The 13,409-nt window shown below is 75.6% G+C and carries 15 protein-coding genes, 2 tRNA genes and 1 pseudogene; 10 read left to right on the forward strand and 8 right to left on the reverse strand.

Annotation, left to right across the window (positions count from 1 at the left end; all coding sequences use genetic code 11):
- The first annotated feature begins 34 nt into the window (after positions 1–34).
- Positions 35–703: a response regulator gene (locus ACIPXB_RS15035; RefSeq protein WP_401449182.1), complete on the forward strand. Its 669-nt coding sequence runs from the start codon at positions 35–37 to the stop codon at positions 701–703.
- 64 nt (positions 704–767) lie between these two features.
- Here ACIPXB_RS15035 and ACIPXB_RS15040 read toward each other — a convergent pair whose 3' ends face one another.
- Positions 768–1,274 (reverse strand): DsbA family protein, encoded by a 507-nt coding sequence (locus ACIPXB_RS15040; RefSeq protein ID WP_401449184.1) that lies wholly within the window; start codon positions 1,272–1,274, stop codon positions 768–770.
- A 197-nt stretch (positions 1,275–1,471) separates the two neighbouring features.
- Here ACIPXB_RS15040 and ACIPXB_RS15045 point away from each other — a divergent pair, with 197 nt between their 5' ends.
- Together ACIPXB_RS15045 and ACIPXB_RS15050 are read left to right on the forward strand one after the other, a co-directional pair.
- On the forward strand, positions 1,472–1,909 hold the full coding sequence (locus ACIPXB_RS15045) for a hypothetical protein (protein WP_401449186.1): 438 nt from the start codon (positions 1,472–1,474) through the stop codon (positions 1,907–1,909).
- Positions 1,910–1,967: 58 nt separating this feature from the next.
- Positions 1,968–2,762, forward strand: coding sequence for an inositol monophosphatase family protein (locus ACIPXB_RS15050; protein WP_401449188.1), 795 nt, complete (start codon positions 1,968–1,970; stop codon positions 2,760–2,762).
- A 27-nt stretch (positions 2,763–2,789) separates the two neighbouring features.
- Here the strand turns inward: ACIPXB_RS15050 and ACIPXB_RS15055 are convergent, their stop codons facing one another.
- Entirely contained in the window at positions 2,790–3,989 is a 1,200-nt protein-coding gene (locus tag ACIPXB_RS15055; RefSeq protein WP_401449190.1) for a hypothetical protein, read from the reverse strand.
- Between the two features lie 112 nt (positions 3,990–4,101).
- Here ACIPXB_RS15055 and ACIPXB_RS15060 point away from each other — a divergent pair, with 112 nt between their 5' ends.
- On the forward strand, positions 4,102–4,281 hold the full coding sequence (locus tag ACIPXB_RS15060; protein WP_401449192.1) for a hypothetical protein: 180 nt from the start codon (positions 4,102–4,104) through the stop codon (positions 4,279–4,281).
- Here ACIPXB_RS15060 and ACIPXB_RS15065 read toward each other — a convergent pair.
- Both ACIPXB_RS15065 and ACIPXB_RS15070 read right to left on the reverse strand, forming a co-directional pair.
- Positions 4,222–4,836 (reverse strand): CGNR zinc finger domain-containing protein, encoded by a 615-nt coding sequence (locus ACIPXB_RS15065; protein WP_401449194.1) that lies wholly within the window; start codon positions 4,834–4,836, stop codon positions 4,222–4,224. The genes ACIPXB_RS15060 and ACIPXB_RS15065 overlap by 60 nt on opposite strands.
- 256 nt (positions 4,837–5,092) lie before the next feature.
- Positions 5,093–5,506, reverse strand: a complete 414-nt coding sequence (locus tag ACIPXB_RS15070; RefSeq protein ID WP_030011909.1) for an SsgA family sporulation/cell division regulator — start codon at positions 5,504–5,506, stop codon at positions 5,093–5,095.
- A 176-nt stretch (positions 5,507–5,682) separates the two neighbouring features.
- On the opposite strand from ACIPXB_RS15070, the gene ACIPXB_RS15075 reads away from it, so the two are divergent.
- Both ACIPXB_RS15075 and ACIPXB_RS15080 read left to right on the forward strand, forming a co-directional pair.
- Complete coding sequence (locus tag ACIPXB_RS15075; protein ID WP_401449196.1) at positions 5,683–6,153, forward strand: TIGR02611 family protein; 471 nt, start codon at positions 5,683–5,685, stop codon at positions 6,151–6,153.
- Positions 6,154–6,198: 45 nt separating this feature from the next.
- Positions 6,199–6,270, forward strand: a tRNA-Val gene (locus ACIPXB_RS15080).
- Positions 6,271–6,433: 163 nt separating this feature from the next.
- Here ACIPXB_RS15080 and ACIPXB_RS15085 read toward each other — a convergent pair.
- Complete coding sequence (locus tag ACIPXB_RS15085) at positions 6,434–8,791, reverse strand: SCO7613 C-terminal domain-containing membrane protein (RefSeq protein ID WP_401449199.1); 2,358 nt, start codon at positions 8,789–8,791, stop codon at positions 6,434–6,436.
- Positions 8,792–8,897: 106 nt separating this feature from the next.
- On the opposite strand from ACIPXB_RS15085, the gene ACIPXB_RS15090 reads away from it, so the two are divergent.
- Together ACIPXB_RS15090 and ACIPXB_RS15095 are read left to right on the forward strand one after the other, a co-directional pair.
- Positions 8,898–9,356: an SRPBCC family protein gene (locus ACIPXB_RS15090; protein ID WP_401449201.1), complete on the forward strand. Its 459-nt coding sequence runs from the start codon at positions 8,898–8,900 to the stop codon at positions 9,354–9,356.
- A 39-nt stretch (positions 9,357–9,395) separates the two neighbouring features.
- Positions 9,396–9,467: transfer RNA gene (locus tag ACIPXB_RS15095), tRNA-Val, on the forward strand.
- 83 nt (positions 9,468–9,550) lie between these two features.
- Here ACIPXB_RS15095 and ACIPXB_RS15100 read toward each other — a convergent pair.
- Positions 9,551–10,276 (reverse strand): 3'-5' exonuclease, encoded by a 726-nt coding sequence (locus ACIPXB_RS15100; protein ID WP_401449203.1) that lies wholly within the window; start codon positions 10,274–10,276, stop codon positions 9,551–9,553.
- A gap of 206 nt (positions 10,277–10,482) precedes the next feature.
- Between ACIPXB_RS15100 and ACIPXB_RS15105 the strand changes: the two genes are divergently transcribed.
- Positions 10,483–11,028 carry a DUF4365 domain-containing protein gene (locus tag ACIPXB_RS15105; protein WP_401449205.1) on the forward strand — a complete coding sequence of 182 codons (546 nt, stop codon included), beginning with the start codon at positions 10,483–10,485 and terminating at the stop codon, positions 11,026–11,028.
- Positions 11,028–12,284, forward strand: a complete 1,257-nt coding sequence (locus ACIPXB_RS15110) for a hypothetical protein (RefSeq protein WP_401449208.1) — start codon at positions 11,028–11,030, stop codon at positions 12,282–12,284. Before ACIPXB_RS15105 ends, ACIPXB_RS15110 begins: the two co-directional genes overlap by 1 nt.
- On the opposite strand, the gene ACIPXB_RS15115 is transcribed toward ACIPXB_RS15110, so the two are convergent.
- Both ACIPXB_RS15115 and ACIPXB_RS15120 read right to left on the reverse strand, forming a co-directional pair.
- Entirely contained in the window at positions 12,242–12,907 is a 666-nt protein-coding gene (locus ACIPXB_RS15115) for a DinB family protein (RefSeq protein WP_401449618.1), read from the reverse strand. The genes ACIPXB_RS15110 and ACIPXB_RS15115 overlap by 43 nt on opposite strands.
- 45 nt (positions 12,908–12,952) lie before the next feature.
- Positions 12,953–13,351: pseudogene (locus tag ACIPXB_RS15120) on the reverse strand (GNAT family N-acetyltransferase); the annotation flags it as partial.
- Positions 13,352–13,409 lie beyond the last annotated feature (58 nt).

Here is a 13,409-nt window from a genome sequence, read left to right on the forward strand (position 1 = left end):
TGACCGCGGCGCGTCAGAGGCAGGAGGCCGGACGATGCCCTCGGTGCTCGTCGTCGACGACCAGTTCCTCATCAGGGCCGGGCTGACCGCGCTGCTGCGCGCGGCGCCCGGCATCGACCTGCTGGGGGAGGCGGCGGACGGCGAGGAGGCCGTACGGCTGGCGGCCGAGCTGCGCCCCGACGTGATCCTCATGGACATCCGGATGCCGGGCCTCGACGGGATCGCCGCCACCGAGCGGATCCTCGCCGAGGCCGCGGGACGCTCCGGGACGCTGCCGAAGATCTTCGTGCTGACCACGTTCGACCTCGACGAGTACGTCTACGGCGCGCTGCGCGCCGGGGCCTCGGGCTTCCTGCTCAAGGACACCCCGCCGGAACGGCTGCTGGCCGCCATCGACACCGTGCACGCCGGCGAGATGCTCTTCAGCCCGGCCGTCGTGGCCCGCCTCGTCGACGCCTACACGCCCCGTGTCGCCGGCCGGGCGGCGTCGCACCCGGGCCTTCAGATGCTGACCCCGCGCGAGGTGGAGGTCCTCGGCCTGGTCGGGGCGGGGCTGTCGAACTCCGACATCGCCGAGCGGCTGGTGCTCAGCGCGGCCACGATCAAGACCCACGTGCACCGCTGCATGAGCAAGCTGGAGCTGAGCAGCCGCGCGCAGGCCGTCGTCTTCGCGTACGAGGCGGGCCTGGCGACCCGCCCCTGACCGGCACCGGGCCGCGCCCTGACCGGCACCGGACCCGGCCCTGACCGGGACCGCGCGGGGCGCGTCAGCCGGCCAGCAGCCGGTCGGCGATCTCCTCGATCCGCGCGCGCAGCCCCTCCTGGCTCTTGCCGCCGTCCAGGCGCTCGCCGCCGATGACGTACGTCGGGGTGCCGGTCACCCCGATCGCCTTGCCCTCGGCCTGGTCGGCGTCCACGATCAGGATGTGCCGGCCGTCGATCAGCGCGGTGTCGAACTCCTCCGCGTCCAGGCCGAGTTCCCGGGCCACGTCGACCAGCACGGCCTCGCCCCGCTGCCCGAGCTCGGCGGTCCGCTCCAGCACGGCCTCCACGTACGGCCAGGCCCGGCCCTGCTCCGCGGCCTCCTCGGCGGCCTGCGCGGCCGCGAAGGCGTGCTTGTGCTTCTCCAGGGGGAAGTGGCGCAGCCGGATGTCCAGCCGGTCGCCGTAGCGCTCGCGCAGGGCGCGCACGTCGTCGAGGGCGGCGTGGCAGTCGGGGCACTGGAGTTCGCACCAGACGTCGAGCACGACGGGGGAGGCGGGGGAATCGCTCATGCGGACAGTCTCCCAGCAGGCACACCGTGCGACCCAACCGGCACCCGGGCCCCGCCCTGCCCCGTTCCCCGCCGCAAGGAGGAGACGCGACCCGGAGATCTCCCGGAGATCGGCTCGCGGGGCGCTCGGCGCATGGCCCCGGCGGGCGGTGCCGGTGCAGGATGGATAGGACAGAACGCCCAGGGCTGGAGGACCGCATGCTTGCCGAGACCATCTGTTCCGCCGTGTCCGCGGCGGGCCTGGGGATCGCCGCGCTCACCGCGTACCGCAAGCGCTTCCTGGCCGCGACCCGCATCGCCGCGTACGCGCTGGTCCCGGTCGCGCTGGTGATGACCGGCCTGATCGACTGGCTGTCCGGGATCGTCTTCAACCCGGTGGTGTGGGCCGGCTTCGGCCTGCTGGGGCTGTCGTGGGCGCTCTTCATGACGACGCGCGCGATCGAGCGGCGCGGCCGGGGCGCCGGCAAGCGGCCCAAGGCCGCCCAGGGGGCGACGGCCCCGGAGGCGGTGGCCCCCGGCGCCTCGGCCCCGTCCCTGGGCCCGGCCTCCCGCCCCCGCCCCGCCCCGCGGACGACGGCCGCGCCCGGGGACGACTTCTCCGACATCGAGGAGATCCTGAAGAAACACGGGATCTAGCGCCGTGACCGCACTGGCGTCGTGACCCGGTGAACCACACCTCGATAGTCTGCGCGGCGTGATCGACTCAAACGTGAGCTCCGACGATGCCGCCGTCGCGATAGCCGGGGCGCGGGCCGGCGCGGACGTGGTCCGCGGCATGTACGGCCGGCGGCTCGACCGCATCGACAAGGGTGCCGGGGACTTCGCCACCGCCGCCGACGTGGAGGCCGAGAGGACGATCCTCGGCGTCATCCGTGCCGCACGCCCCGATGACGCGGTGCTCGGCGAGGAAGGCGGGCGGCACGGCGCCACCGACGCCGTGCGCCAGTGGTTGGTGGATCCCTTGTGCGGCACGCTGAACTACGCCGTCGGCACCATGCTGGTGGCCGTCAACGTGGCGCTGCGCGACGGGGCCGCGGCGGTGGCCGACCCGTTCAGCGGCGAGGTCTTCTTCACCGACGGGGACGCCGCCTGGGTGCGGCGTGACGGGGCCGACGACGCACCGCTGACGCCCACGCCCGCTACCCGGCTGGTGGACGTCAACCTGGATCCGCCGTTCCCGAACGCGCCCGGATTCCGGGCCGTGGATCTGCTGGCCCACCCCGAGTTCGTCGACCGTTTCCGGCCGCGCGTCGTATCCACCACGCTGGCCCTGGCCTGGGTCGCTGCCGGCAGGCGCGCCGCGTATGTCACCGATGGCGGCGACCTCTCCGGCAGCGTGCATTTCGCGGCCGGCATCGCCGTGTGCCGGGCCGCCGGCTGCATCGTCACCGGGATCGACGGTGCCCCGATCGGCGAGGCGGGTCGTGGGCTCGTGGCCGCCGCCGACGAGGAGACCCACGGACTGCTGATGTCGATGATGCGCAGCTGAATCTGAAGCTGGTGCCGTGACACGGCGCTAGGCAGGAGCGGCAGCGGTGGGGTCCGGGGTGCCGACGGCGGTCAGGGTGGTGGTGAGCGCCCGGCGCAGGGCCTCGTCCTCCAGGATGTTCGGCAGGCACGGCCACCGGCGCACGGTCCGGCGCCGGGCCGACAGCAGGCGGTGCAGCACGGGTGCGGCCGCGGCGGCCGGGGTGCCGATGGCGCCGAGGTGGCCGACGGCCTCCAGCGTCGGGACGGCGTAGAACTCCGTGGGATCCCGCTCCAGTTGGTCCAGTTCCCGCACCAGCACCGGCACCGCGGGCCCGGCCTCGCCGGTGATGCGCCACCAGGCGTGCGCGGCCCCGACCCGGGTCCAGCGGCCGGGGGCGTCGAGCAGCGCGCGGACCGCGTCGGCGTAACGGGCCGCGGCCGGCCCGAGGTCGGCCAGGTACCGCAGGACCGGCCGGCCGAGCCCGGCCCTCGCCGCCGCGCCGCACACCGCCAGGGCGGCCGTGTCGTCCCCCGTGACCCGCCAGTGCGCCCACGCGGCCGCCTGGTCGCCGTGCCAGGGGCGGGCGTCCGGATCCCAGCCGTACGGCCGCAGCCGGCCGGCCGCGAGGTCGGCCAGCACCTCGGCCGCGTCCGCCGCCCCCGGCCCGATGCGGCCCAGGGCCTCGACCGCGGGCCGTGCGTGCAGGCCCTGCGTATGGACCAGCAGCTCGGGGACCGCGGCCGCGGCGGCGGGCCCCCAGAGTCCCAGCACGTCGAGGGAGGTCTGGTGCCCGTCCCGCTCCGGGGCCGTGCGCAGACTCGCCCGGAGCGCGGGCAGGAGCGCCGCCGCGGGCAGCGCCGCGACCGTGGGCGCGTGCCGGCGGTCCAGGAGGCGCAGCGACCCCTGCTCCAGGCTCGCACCGAGCAGCGGCGCGGCGCGGACGTCGCCCAGTCCGGCCAGGGCCAGCAGCAGGTCCCCCGCGACGCCGTCGTGGGCCCGGGGTGCGTCGCGCCAGAGGCGGGGGAACCGGCCGTGGCCGAGCCGGCGACGTACGCACGCCAGCAGCCGGTCGGCGTGCGCGGCCACCGCCTGCCCGGCCTCGGCCACGGTCTCGGCCACCCCGTACGCCAGGTGCTCGTCGCAGGCGGCCACCGCCAGCTCGTCCCAGTACTCCTGCGGGGCGCTGCGGAAGGTGCGCACCATCCAGGCCGCCGCCGTCACCTCCTGCCGCCGCCGGTCGTGCACGGTCCTTTCCCCCTCCTGTGCGCGGCAGTTGCCGAGATCCGGCGAACTCCCGCGTGTTCCCTGGCGTGTTGAGGGGCCAACCGGGGGCGCGCTGCGCCATCATCGCCCCGAGATGCTCGACACTTCGCAGGGTGAGCCGCCGGGATCCGGCCCCGCCGCCGTACGCGTCCCCGCCGACGAGGAGCCCCGTGGCTGTCTCTTCGCCCTCTCCCAGCCGCCGCTGATGATCTTCTTAGGAGTGATCGCGCTGCTGCTGCTGTCCGCCGCCGTGCACGACCTCTTCGTGCTCTGACCCCTGCTCCGACTTCCGCCGGGCCCGGTACGCCGCCACGTGCAGCCGGTTCCCGCAGGTCCGGCTGTCGCAGTAGCGCCGCGACCGGTTGCGCGAGAGGTCCACGAACGCGCGGCGGCAGTCCGGGGCCTCGCACCGGCGCAGCCGCTCCTGCTCGCCGGAGACCACGATGAACGCCAGCGCCATGCCGCCGTCCGCCGCCAGGTGGTCGCCGACCGAGGCGCCCGGGGCGAAGTAGTGCACGTGCCAGTCGTAGCCGTCGTGGTCGGTCAGCTGCGGGGTGGTGCCCGCGGTCGCCACCAGCTCGTTGATCAGCGCGGCCGCAGCCCGCGAGCTCGGCGCGGCGAACACCTGTGCGAACTTGCTCCGGACCGTCCGGACCCCCGAGAGGTCGCGGGCGCCGAGCTCACCGACGTCGCTGATCGCGTGGTCCCGGACGAAGCCGCGCAGCGCCCCGACGTCCGCCAGTCCGTCGGGCTGGTCGGTCTCCGGCGCCGTGTTCACCAGGGCGACGACGACGTCGAGCGCACGACGGGTGTCGTGGGGGATCTGCACGGTGAACGCTCCCTAGAGGGCCGGGCCTGCCGCGGCGGGCAACCTGCCGCCGCCTGGTGGCCGACAATAGCCGCCTCCCGGCGCAGGTGGGAGGGGCGCCGGGGTCCGCGGCGGGTTCGCGACCCCCGGCGCACGCGGAACGGCGCCGCCCGCGCGGGTGGCTCCCGCGAGGACAGCGCCGGTCGCTGCCGTATGTGATTGTCCGGCTCACACCGTCGCCCCGAGTCGGACGGTGTCGAGCGGGTGTCGGGCTGACTCAGCTCTCGGCCAGGATGTGCGAGAGCTCCTTGTCGAGGTCGAAGTGCCGATGCTCCGTCCCGGGCGGGACGGCGGCGTCGGTCCGCTTCAGGAACGACTCCAGGGCTCGCGCGGGGGCTTCGAGCAGGGCTTCTCCCTCCGGTGAGCTCAGGGCGATGCACACGACGCCCTGACCGTGGCTGCGGGACGGCCAGACGCGGACGTCTCCGGTGCCGGTGGGCCGGTGCAGGCCCTCGGCGAGGAGGTCGCGGGCGAATACCCACTCGACCGTCTCCTCGGCGCCGGTGTGGAAGGTGGCGTGCACGGCGTAGGGATCGGCCGTGTCATACCGCAGGCCCGCGGGAACAGGCAGTGAGGACTCGCTCGACACAACGAGGCGCAGGTGCAGCTCGCAGCTGACCGTGGTGTTCATAAGCGCCAGGGCCTTTCGCTCAGTGTGCGCTCGGGGATTCGCACGTCGGCGAAATCGACATGCCACCTACGGTGCCGTTGTAAACCCCTCTGACCGTTTTGCGGACCTCTGGGTCCCTCGGACGGCGGATCGAAACCGTCATTCACGTGTGCTTCGCGCTCGGGTAGATTCGACCCATGCATACGGGGAGTGACCGCGGAACGAACGAGTCCGCAGCAAGCGACACCACGACGGAAACCACCGCGCAGGACGCGGTGGAGACCGCCGGGGAAACGCCGCACGTGTCCAAGGCGCCCGCCTTCATCAAGGCCCGCAAGAGCCTGCACCTCAGCTGGCAGGTCGGCGTCTTCGTCGTCGGTCTCGCGGTGATCGTCGCCGGCGTGGCCATGCTGGTCCTGCCGGGCCCCGGCTGGGTCGCGATCTTCGCGGGCCTGGCGATCTGGGCCACCGAGTTCGCCTGGGCCCACCTCGTGCTGCGCTGGACCAAGCGCAAGGTCACCGAGGCCGCGCAGAAGGCGCTCGACCCGAAGGTGCGCCGCCGCAACATCATCCTGACCACCGTGGGCCTCGTCGTCGCGGCCGCCCTGATCGGCTTCTACCTGTGGAAGTACGGGCTGGTCCTGCCCTGGGACCTCAAGGACCAGTGATGGTCAATCGCACCGCTGACATGCGGTAATGTTTGCGGTGCGCCCGGGCGATTAGCTCAGTGGGAGAGCGCTTCGTTCACACCGAAGAGGTCACTGGTTCGAACCCAGTATCGCCCACCCGGAACCGAGGGCCCGGAGACTGTCACCAGTCTCCGGGCCCTCGGTCGTTCCCCGGAGGAGACTCCTGGATCGGATCCGGAACCGGACCGGATCCAGGACCCGGGGTTCCGGTCCCGATCCGGTGCGGAAATTCCCCCGTCCGGCCCAGCGGCCGCACCGCTCACCGCATCCGTGACAGCGCCTGCCGCAGCCGCCGCGCGTCCCGCAGCCGCTTCTCGTACGTCGCCCCCACCGCCAGCAGCAGGACCCCGGCCAGCGCCGGCGGCAGCCACCGCGGCAGCGCGTCGACGACCTGGACGACGTACGGCGCCAGCTCGTGCAGCGCGACCAGCACCAGCACCGTCCCGCCCAGCAGCAGCGGAGCCTGGAGCCCGCGCTGCGCCCCCGCCAGGGTCACCGCCAGCGCGGCCGCCCCCAGCAGCAGCGGCCGCAGCCAGTGCGGGTCGCCCCAGGCCGCGACCAGGCTCGGCAGCAGCGTCGCGGCCAGCCCCGGACCGTACGCCGTCCACGACGAGGCCTGCGCGTCCCGGCGCCGCCGCAGCAGCCCCACCACCAGGGCCGGCACCGTCACCGGCAGCGTGTACGCCTCCGGCACCGCCACCCCCGACGCCGCCAGCCGGACCCAGGTCGCCGCCACGAACAGTGCCCCCGCCGCCCAGCCCACCACCCGCCGGTCCGCCCGGACCGCCGCCCCCGCGCACACCACCGCCGCCAGTGCCAGGACCAGGGCCAGCGTCGGCCGGTGCCCCACCGCCAGCCCGATCGCGAGCAGCCCGGCCGCAGCCCCCGCCCCTTCGGCCGCCACCCGGACCGGCCCCAGCCGCGGACCGGCGGCCGCCACCACCGCCGGGACCACCAGCACCAGCAGTGCCCCGTGGTGCGGCCGCAGCTCCAGCAGCGCCCCCAGGGCCACCAGCAGCGCCGTCGCGTACCCCACCGACACGACCGCCGCCCCCGCCCGGGCCGGGCGCGCGGCCCGCCCGTACGCCGCCACGGCCGCGGCCGCCGCGCCCAGCACCCCGAACACCGCGAACGTCGCCGTCCGCCCGTCCAGCGCCGCCACGGACACGCTCAGCGCCCCCGCCGCCGCGCACCCGAAGGCCGCCGCGGCACGGCCGGCCGCGCCGCGCAGCCCCAGGGCCGGCACGGCCACCGTCAGCGCCACCTGCGCCGCGAGCGCCACCGCCGGCGGCGCGCCCAGGACCCCCGGCGCCACGAACGCCGCCGCCCAGACCGCCACCACCGTCACCTGCTGCGGACCGGGGCGCGCCGTGACCCGCTCCAGCCCCGCGGCCGCCACCGCGAGCAGCACCAGCAGCACCGGACCGGCCGCCGACCGCGTCCAGGGCAGCACCGGCTCCGGGGTGGTCGCCGCCCACACCTCGCCCAGCACCCCCGCCGGCGCCACCAGGGCCCCCGCCACCAGCGGCAGGGCCACCACCGCGGCCAGGGCCGCGACCAGCGCCCCCGCGCCCGCCAGGCCCCGCCGCAGCGCCGCCGGCAGCCCGGCCGCGACCCCCGCCGCGAGCAGCGGCAGCGCCACCGCCAGCTGCACCACCACGAGCCAGCCGCCCGACACCGCGGGCCGGGCGAGCCCGCCGAGCGCCGCCACCAGGGCCAGCCCGCCCGCGACCGCCACCCCCGTCGCCCACGGCGCCGGCCGCCACGCCACCGCCACGCACCCGGCCGCCACCCCCGCCAGCAGCACCGACGCCGGCAGCGCCGCGGCAACCGTGGCGGCACCCGCCGACTCCGCCAGCGCGAGCAGCGCCGCACCGGCCCCCAGCACCGCCCCCGACACCCCCGCGAGGCCGCTGAGCGCACCCCGCCGGCCGAACGCCGCGGGCGCCGCGTCGAGCACCGCCGTCACCAGCAGCGCCCAGCCCAGCCCCGGCGCACCGGCCCCGGCGGCCACCGCGGCCAGCGGGAGCACCAGCTGCGCCGTCAGCACCGCCGCGGGCAGCGGCAGCCGCAGCCCGCGCAGCGCCAGCCCGTACCCCGCCCACAGGGCCGCCAGCACCGCCGCCGCCCCCGCTGCGTACGCCGTACGGTCCGTACCGGACATCCCGACCGCGTACAGCGCGTACGCGTCCAGCACCGTCAGCGTCAGCCCCACCCCCGCGACCGACTCCGCCGTCGAACCGAGCCCCCGGCGCAGCAGCACCGCGGGCACCGCCAGCGCCGCCACCGTCAGCAGGGTCAGCACCGCGCTGCGCCCGCCGATCCCCATGGACCCCCAGCTGACCAGCGTGAACGCGAGCGCGGCCACGGCCAGCAGCACCGCCCCGAGAGCCAGCAGCACGTTCTGCGCGCCCGGCGCGGACGTCTCCCGGGGCGGGGCGCCCGCCGCCGGCCCCCACCCCGGCCACCTCGCCGGCGCCGCCGCCGCCGGCCGCGCCGCCAGCACCCGCACCAGCCACTCCCGCCGCCTGAGCAACTGAAGGCGCCGGGCGTCGAGTTGTACGAGCTCGCGGTCGATGAGGGCCAGTTCGCCGGCCGGTGACAAGGGGTTCTCCATAGCGGGAGTGTGGCGGCGGTCACGCGGTGAAGACATGGGCGTGCGTACTCATTTCCGCCCTGAGTACGGGGGAGTACCGGCCCGGCGCGCGGGCCAGACTGGAGACATGGACTGGAGCCACTACCGCTTCCGCAGCGTCTGGGACCTTCCCGCCCCGCCCGCCCTCGTCTACGCCGTCCTGGAACAGGGCGAGGACTACCCGCGCTGGTGGCCGCAGGTCCGCCGGGTCGAACCGCTCGACGGCCGCACCGGCACCGCCCTCCTGCGCTCCTTCCTCCCCTACGACCTCCGCGTCACCGCCACCGAGCTGCTGCGCGACCCGGCCCGCGGGGTGCTGGAGGCCGCCCTGCGCGGCGACCTCGACGGCTGGGCCCGCTGGACGGTACGGCCGCGCGCCGGCGGCACCCGGGCGCTCTACGAGCAGGAGGTCGTCGTACGCAAGCCGCTGATGCGGCGCTTCGCGGTGCCCGGGAGGCCGGTGTTCCGGCTCAACCACGCGCTGATGATGCGTTCCGGACGGCGGGGCCTGACCGCCTATCTGGCCCGGCGGCCGGAAGCGGTTTGAACCGGGGCGCCCGGCCCCTGTATGGTTCAGTGCGTTCCCGGGCGATTAGCTCAGCGGGAGAGCACTTCGTTCACACCGAAGGGGTCACTGGTTCGATCCCAGTATCGCCCACCGGGACAGGCCGGTCCGTCGTACGACGGACCGGCCTTCCGCATGTCGGGGACCCTCACGCGGAGGATCCCACGCGGGGATCCTCACGCGGCGGCGGGCAGCTCCGGCCGCAGCGGCCAGTGCGGATCCACCGCCTCCTCCGACCCGTTGCGCGCGAACCAGGCCTGGAGCCCCCGCGCCTGTGCCGCGTGCCACACCGCCTGGAGCGTGTGCAGCTCTGCCGGGCTCAGCCGCTCCAGCCGGGCCGCGAACCGGCGCCCGACCGCCCGTACGACCTCCAGCGAGGCCAGCGCGTCCGCCGCCGCGTCGTGCGCGCCCTCCAGCTCTATGCCGTAGTGCGCGCACAGGTCCGTCAGCGTCCGCCGCCCCTTGCGGTAGCGGTCCAGGTGCTTGTCCAGCACCCGCGGATCCAGCACCGTCAGCGGCCGGTTGTCCAGATACCGCGCCAGCGACGACGCCCGGTGCCGACGCAACTCCCGGTCCAGCAGCGTCAGGTCGAACGGCGCGTTCATCACCACCACCGGGCGGCCGGCCGTCTGCTGCTCGGCCAGTGCCCGCGCTATCTCCTCCACGACCGGCGCCGGCCAGCGCCCGTGGCGCTGGAGGTGCTCGTCGGTCAGGCCGTGCACTTCCGTGGCGCCCGGGGGCACCGGGACACCGGGATTGACCAGCCACCGCGTCGAGCGGACCCGGCCGCCCGCGCACTCCTGCACGACGAGCGCGGCGGACACGATCCGGTCCTGCTCGACGTCCACACCGGTGGTCTCCGTGTCGAATGAGGCCAGCGGGCCCTCGTACCAGCGCGTCATGGCGAACTCCTCGTCCCCGATCGGCAGATGGCACCCAGCGGCCCCGGCGGTGGCCGCGGCACCCTGCCCGCATCCGTGATACCCGGGCTGTTTGTTCCGTACGCCGTTTGCGGGGTGCCGGGTGCGGAGACAACTGACGTGGGGGACCGTACAGGTGAGCGGTCGTCACCACCGAGGCCAGTTCAGCCTGGAAGGCATGGGGAGCCATGGCCCTGGCGCAGCCCGAACCGGGCGAGGTGCTGCGTGGCACCCTCGCCACCACCGCCTGCATGGAGACCCTCCAGGTGGGCTATCTGCACGCCGTCGCGGCCGCGGCCGGCTGCTCCCTGTCCCAGCCCTTTCCGGACAACGGCATCGACTGGCACGTCAGTCACGGCGCGCCCGAGCACGTGGTCGACGACGAGGTCACCATCAAGGTCCAGCTGAAGGCGACCTACCAGATACCGCCGGGGCCGCCCGGGCCGACGTTCGCCTTCACGCTCGACAACGAACACCTGGTCAAACTCGCCCGGACACCGGTCGCGGTCCACAAGATCCTCGTGGTGATGCTCGTACCGCGCGAGCGCGGGGCATGGCTGCGCGCCGGGCACGACCGGCTCGACCTGCGGCACTGCTGCTACTGGACCAATCTGGCCGGGCACCCCGTGACCGGCCGGCGCCGGACCACCGTGCGGATCCCCACCACGCGGATCTTCGACGACCGGGCGCTGTGCGAGATCATGACCCGGGTCGGGTCGGGAGGGACACCCTGATGCACTGGCCGAACCTGGAACCCCTCACCCCCGAGGAGCTCGCCGCCCCCGCCCCCGACCCCGCGCGGGTCGACCCCGCCGTGCTCGGCGCCCTGCTGCGCCGGCACGGCTGGGAACGCCGCGGCGGCCCGGCCGGCCGCTACGGGCGCTGGACCCCGCCGGGCCGCCCCGGCACCAGCGTCCTGGTCCCGGAGGACCGCTCCTTCCCCGACTGCCCCGACCTGCTGGAGGAGGCCCTGACCGCGCTCGCGCGCAGCGGGCTGCCGTCCGCACGGGAGGTGCTGTTCGGGCTGAACGTGCCCAGCGACGAGGTCCGCTGGGCCCGCGAGATCCCGGCGGGAGCACCGTACGGACCCCGGGGCGACGCCGGGTGGACGGCCCAGGAACGGCTCCGCTCCGCCGCGCACCGGCTGCTGCTGGCCGGCGCGCTGGCCGACCGTGCGCGGGCCGGATACTACGGCGCCCGCCACCGCGGCCAGGCCGAACGGGCCCTGGACGGCGTCCTGGTGGGCCCGGCGCCCGGCGGCAGCCGGCTGACCGCGTACGTGCCCGTCGACGGCGGGCGGGGCCCGGTGATCCGGCTGCACCACGCGCTGCACGCCGCCCGCGAGGCCGTCGACTACCGGCGGGCCACCGGCGGGATGGAGGCCTTCGACGCGGCCGTCGCCGCGGGCGTCAGCCGCGAGCTGGCCGAGGCCCTGATCGCCCTGGTCCGCGGCTCGGAAGGGGCCCGGATCGCGCTGGCCTGGGCCCCGGCGGCCGGCGTACCGGCGGGCTGCGCGGCCCGGCCCGAGCCGGTGGAGTTCTCGCCCGGCGACCTGTCCGTGCTGCGGGAGGCCGCCGCCCGCTACACCCGCGACGAGCCGGCGGTACCGGTACGGATCGCGGGCGCGGTGGTGCGGATGCGCCGCTCGGCGGCCGGCGGTGGCGGCTCCGTACGGCTTCGGGTGCTCTCCGGCGCGGAGATCCCGTACGTCAAGGCCGCCCTCGACGAGGAGGCCTACCGGGTGGCCGGCCACGCCCACCTCGTCGGGCTGCCGGTGCGGATCGGCGGGCGCCTGCAGCGGCGCGGCGGCTTCCGGCGGCTCACGGACGTCACCGACGTGACGCCCGTGCACCTCGACGCGGGGGAACGGGACCGGCTGATGAAGTCCCTCGACTCCCTGGAGCGGGGCTACGACGACCGCGGCTACGACGGTGACACCGACGCGTCCTACGGCGCCGACGACGGGGACGACGGCGCGGAGCAGCGGTAGAGGTGGAGGTCGCGCAGCAGCGCGATCTCCGCGCCGTGGTGCAGGACCTCCTGGTTGACCCACCGGACGGTCTGAAGGAACGGGTCCCCGGGATCGCTGCCGTACGGGTAGGCGCTGTGCCCGACCGTGTCCAGGGCCGCGTCGTCCGCGGCCAGCAGGGCCGAGCGCCAGGCCGCCGCCGCTGCCCGGAACGCGGCGACCGCCGCGGCGGCGGTCCCCGGGACCGCCACGTCCTCGCGGGTCAGGGAGCGGCTGCCGGCGGTGTGGTCGGCGCGCAGCGTCAGCATCTCGGTGAGGTGGCTCAGCCGCCACGCCAGCGTCGTGAACGGCGGCGGCGCGGGGTGCGGCGGCGGCGTCGCGTCGCGGCCGTGGTCACCGGCGCCGGCCAGGACGGTGGCGCGGGGACCGGGGCCCGCCGCCCTCGGCCGTACCGACCAGCAGCCGGGCACCGGCTCCCACAGGTACTCGGCGTCGGTCAGCGGCGTGTTCCCGACCGGCAGACCGTTGCCGCTGTCGCGCAGCGGCGCCGCCAGCCGGTCGGCCAGCCGGCCGGCCGCGTGGTCGAACTGCTCCAGCAGCGGGACCAGGCGCGCCGGTACCGGACGGCGGGTGAACGAGGCCATCCGCAGGCCCGGTACGGGCTCGAAGTCGGCGCCGCGCACGAAGCCCAGCCGTTCGTACAAGGTGAGCGCCGGGGCGTTCGCGGCGCCGGTGGTGACCTCCACGGCACGTCCGGCCGGCAGGCCGTCCAGCAGGTGGCGCAGCAGCAGCGAGGCGATGCCCTGGCGGAACCGGCCGGGATCCACGCACAGCCGGTCGATGCAGACACCGCCGTCCGCGCCCTCCTCCCAGGCCAGGAACCCGGCGATGGACCCGTCGGCGGCGACCGCGCCGATCCAGGTCAGCGGCAGGGCGGGGATCTCCTCGACCTCCTCGCGCAGCGCCGGGATGCCGTCGAAGCCGATCAGGGCGGCCTCCACGGCGTAGGCGGCGCGGCCGACCCGGTGCACGGCGGCGGCGGTGGCCGCGTCGGAGACGTCCAGCGGGCGTACGAGCACGTCAGGCATGAAAGGGTCCCTTCGAACGGCCGCCCACGCTAGCCGGGCACGGTCATCGTGGTCCACG

Source organism: Streptomyces sp. NPDC090022, assembly GCF_044748145.1.
Classification (GTDB): Bacteria; Actinomycetota; Actinomycetes; order Streptomycetales; family Streptomycetaceae; genus Streptomyces.

What these genes read in the sequence shown, in the direction of transcription:
- ACIPXB_RS15035 (WP_401449182.1), top strand. Translation starts at nt 35, where the DNA reads ATGCCCTCGGTGCTCGTCGTCGACGACCAGTTCCTCATCAGGGCCGGG.
- ACIPXB_RS15040 (WP_401449184.1), bottom strand. Translation starts at nt 1,274, where the DNA reads ATGAGCGATTCCCCCGCCTCCCCCGTCGTGCTCGACGTCTGGTGCGAA.
- ACIPXB_RS15045 (WP_401449186.1), top strand. Translation starts at nt 1,472, where the DNA reads ATGCTTGCCGAGACCATCTGTTCCGCCGTGTCCGCGGCGGGCCTGGGG.
- ACIPXB_RS15060 (WP_401449192.1), top strand. Translation starts at nt 4,102, where the DNA reads ATGCTCGACACTTCGCAGGGTGAGCCGCCGGGATCCGGCCCCGCCGCC.
- ACIPXB_RS15070 (WP_030011909.1), bottom strand. Translation starts at nt 5,506, where the DNA reads ATGAACACCACGGTCAGCTGCGAGCTGCACCTGCGCCTCGTTGTGTCG.
- ACIPXB_RS15075 (WP_401449196.1), top strand. Translation starts at nt 5,683, where the DNA reads ATGCATACGGGGAGTGACCGCGGAACGAACGAGTCCGCAGCAAGCGAC.
- ACIPXB_RS15085 (WP_401449199.1), bottom strand. Translation starts at nt 8,791, where the DNA reads ATGGAGAACCCCTTGTCACCGGCCGGCGAACTGGCCCTCATCGACCGC.
- ACIPXB_RS15090 (WP_401449201.1), top strand. Translation starts at nt 8,898, where the DNA reads ATGGACTGGAGCCACTACCGCTTCCGCAGCGTCTGGGACCTTCCCGCC.
- ACIPXB_RS15100 (WP_401449203.1), bottom strand. Translation starts at nt 10,276, where the DNA reads ATGACGCGCTGGTACGAGGGCCCGCTGGCCTCATTCGACACGGAGACC.
- ACIPXB_RS15105 (WP_401449205.1), top strand. Translation starts at nt 10,483, where the DNA reads ATGGCCCTGGCGCAGCCCGAACCGGGCGAGGTGCTGCGTGGCACCCTC.
- ACIPXB_RS15110 (WP_401449208.1), top strand. Translation starts at nt 11,028, where the DNA reads ATGCACTGGCCGAACCTGGAACCCCTCACCCCCGAGGAGCTCGCCGCC.
- ACIPXB_RS15115 (WP_401449618.1), bottom strand. Translation starts at nt 12,907, where the DNA reads ATGGCCTCGTTCACCCGCCGTCCGGTACCGGCGCGCCTGGTCCCGCTG.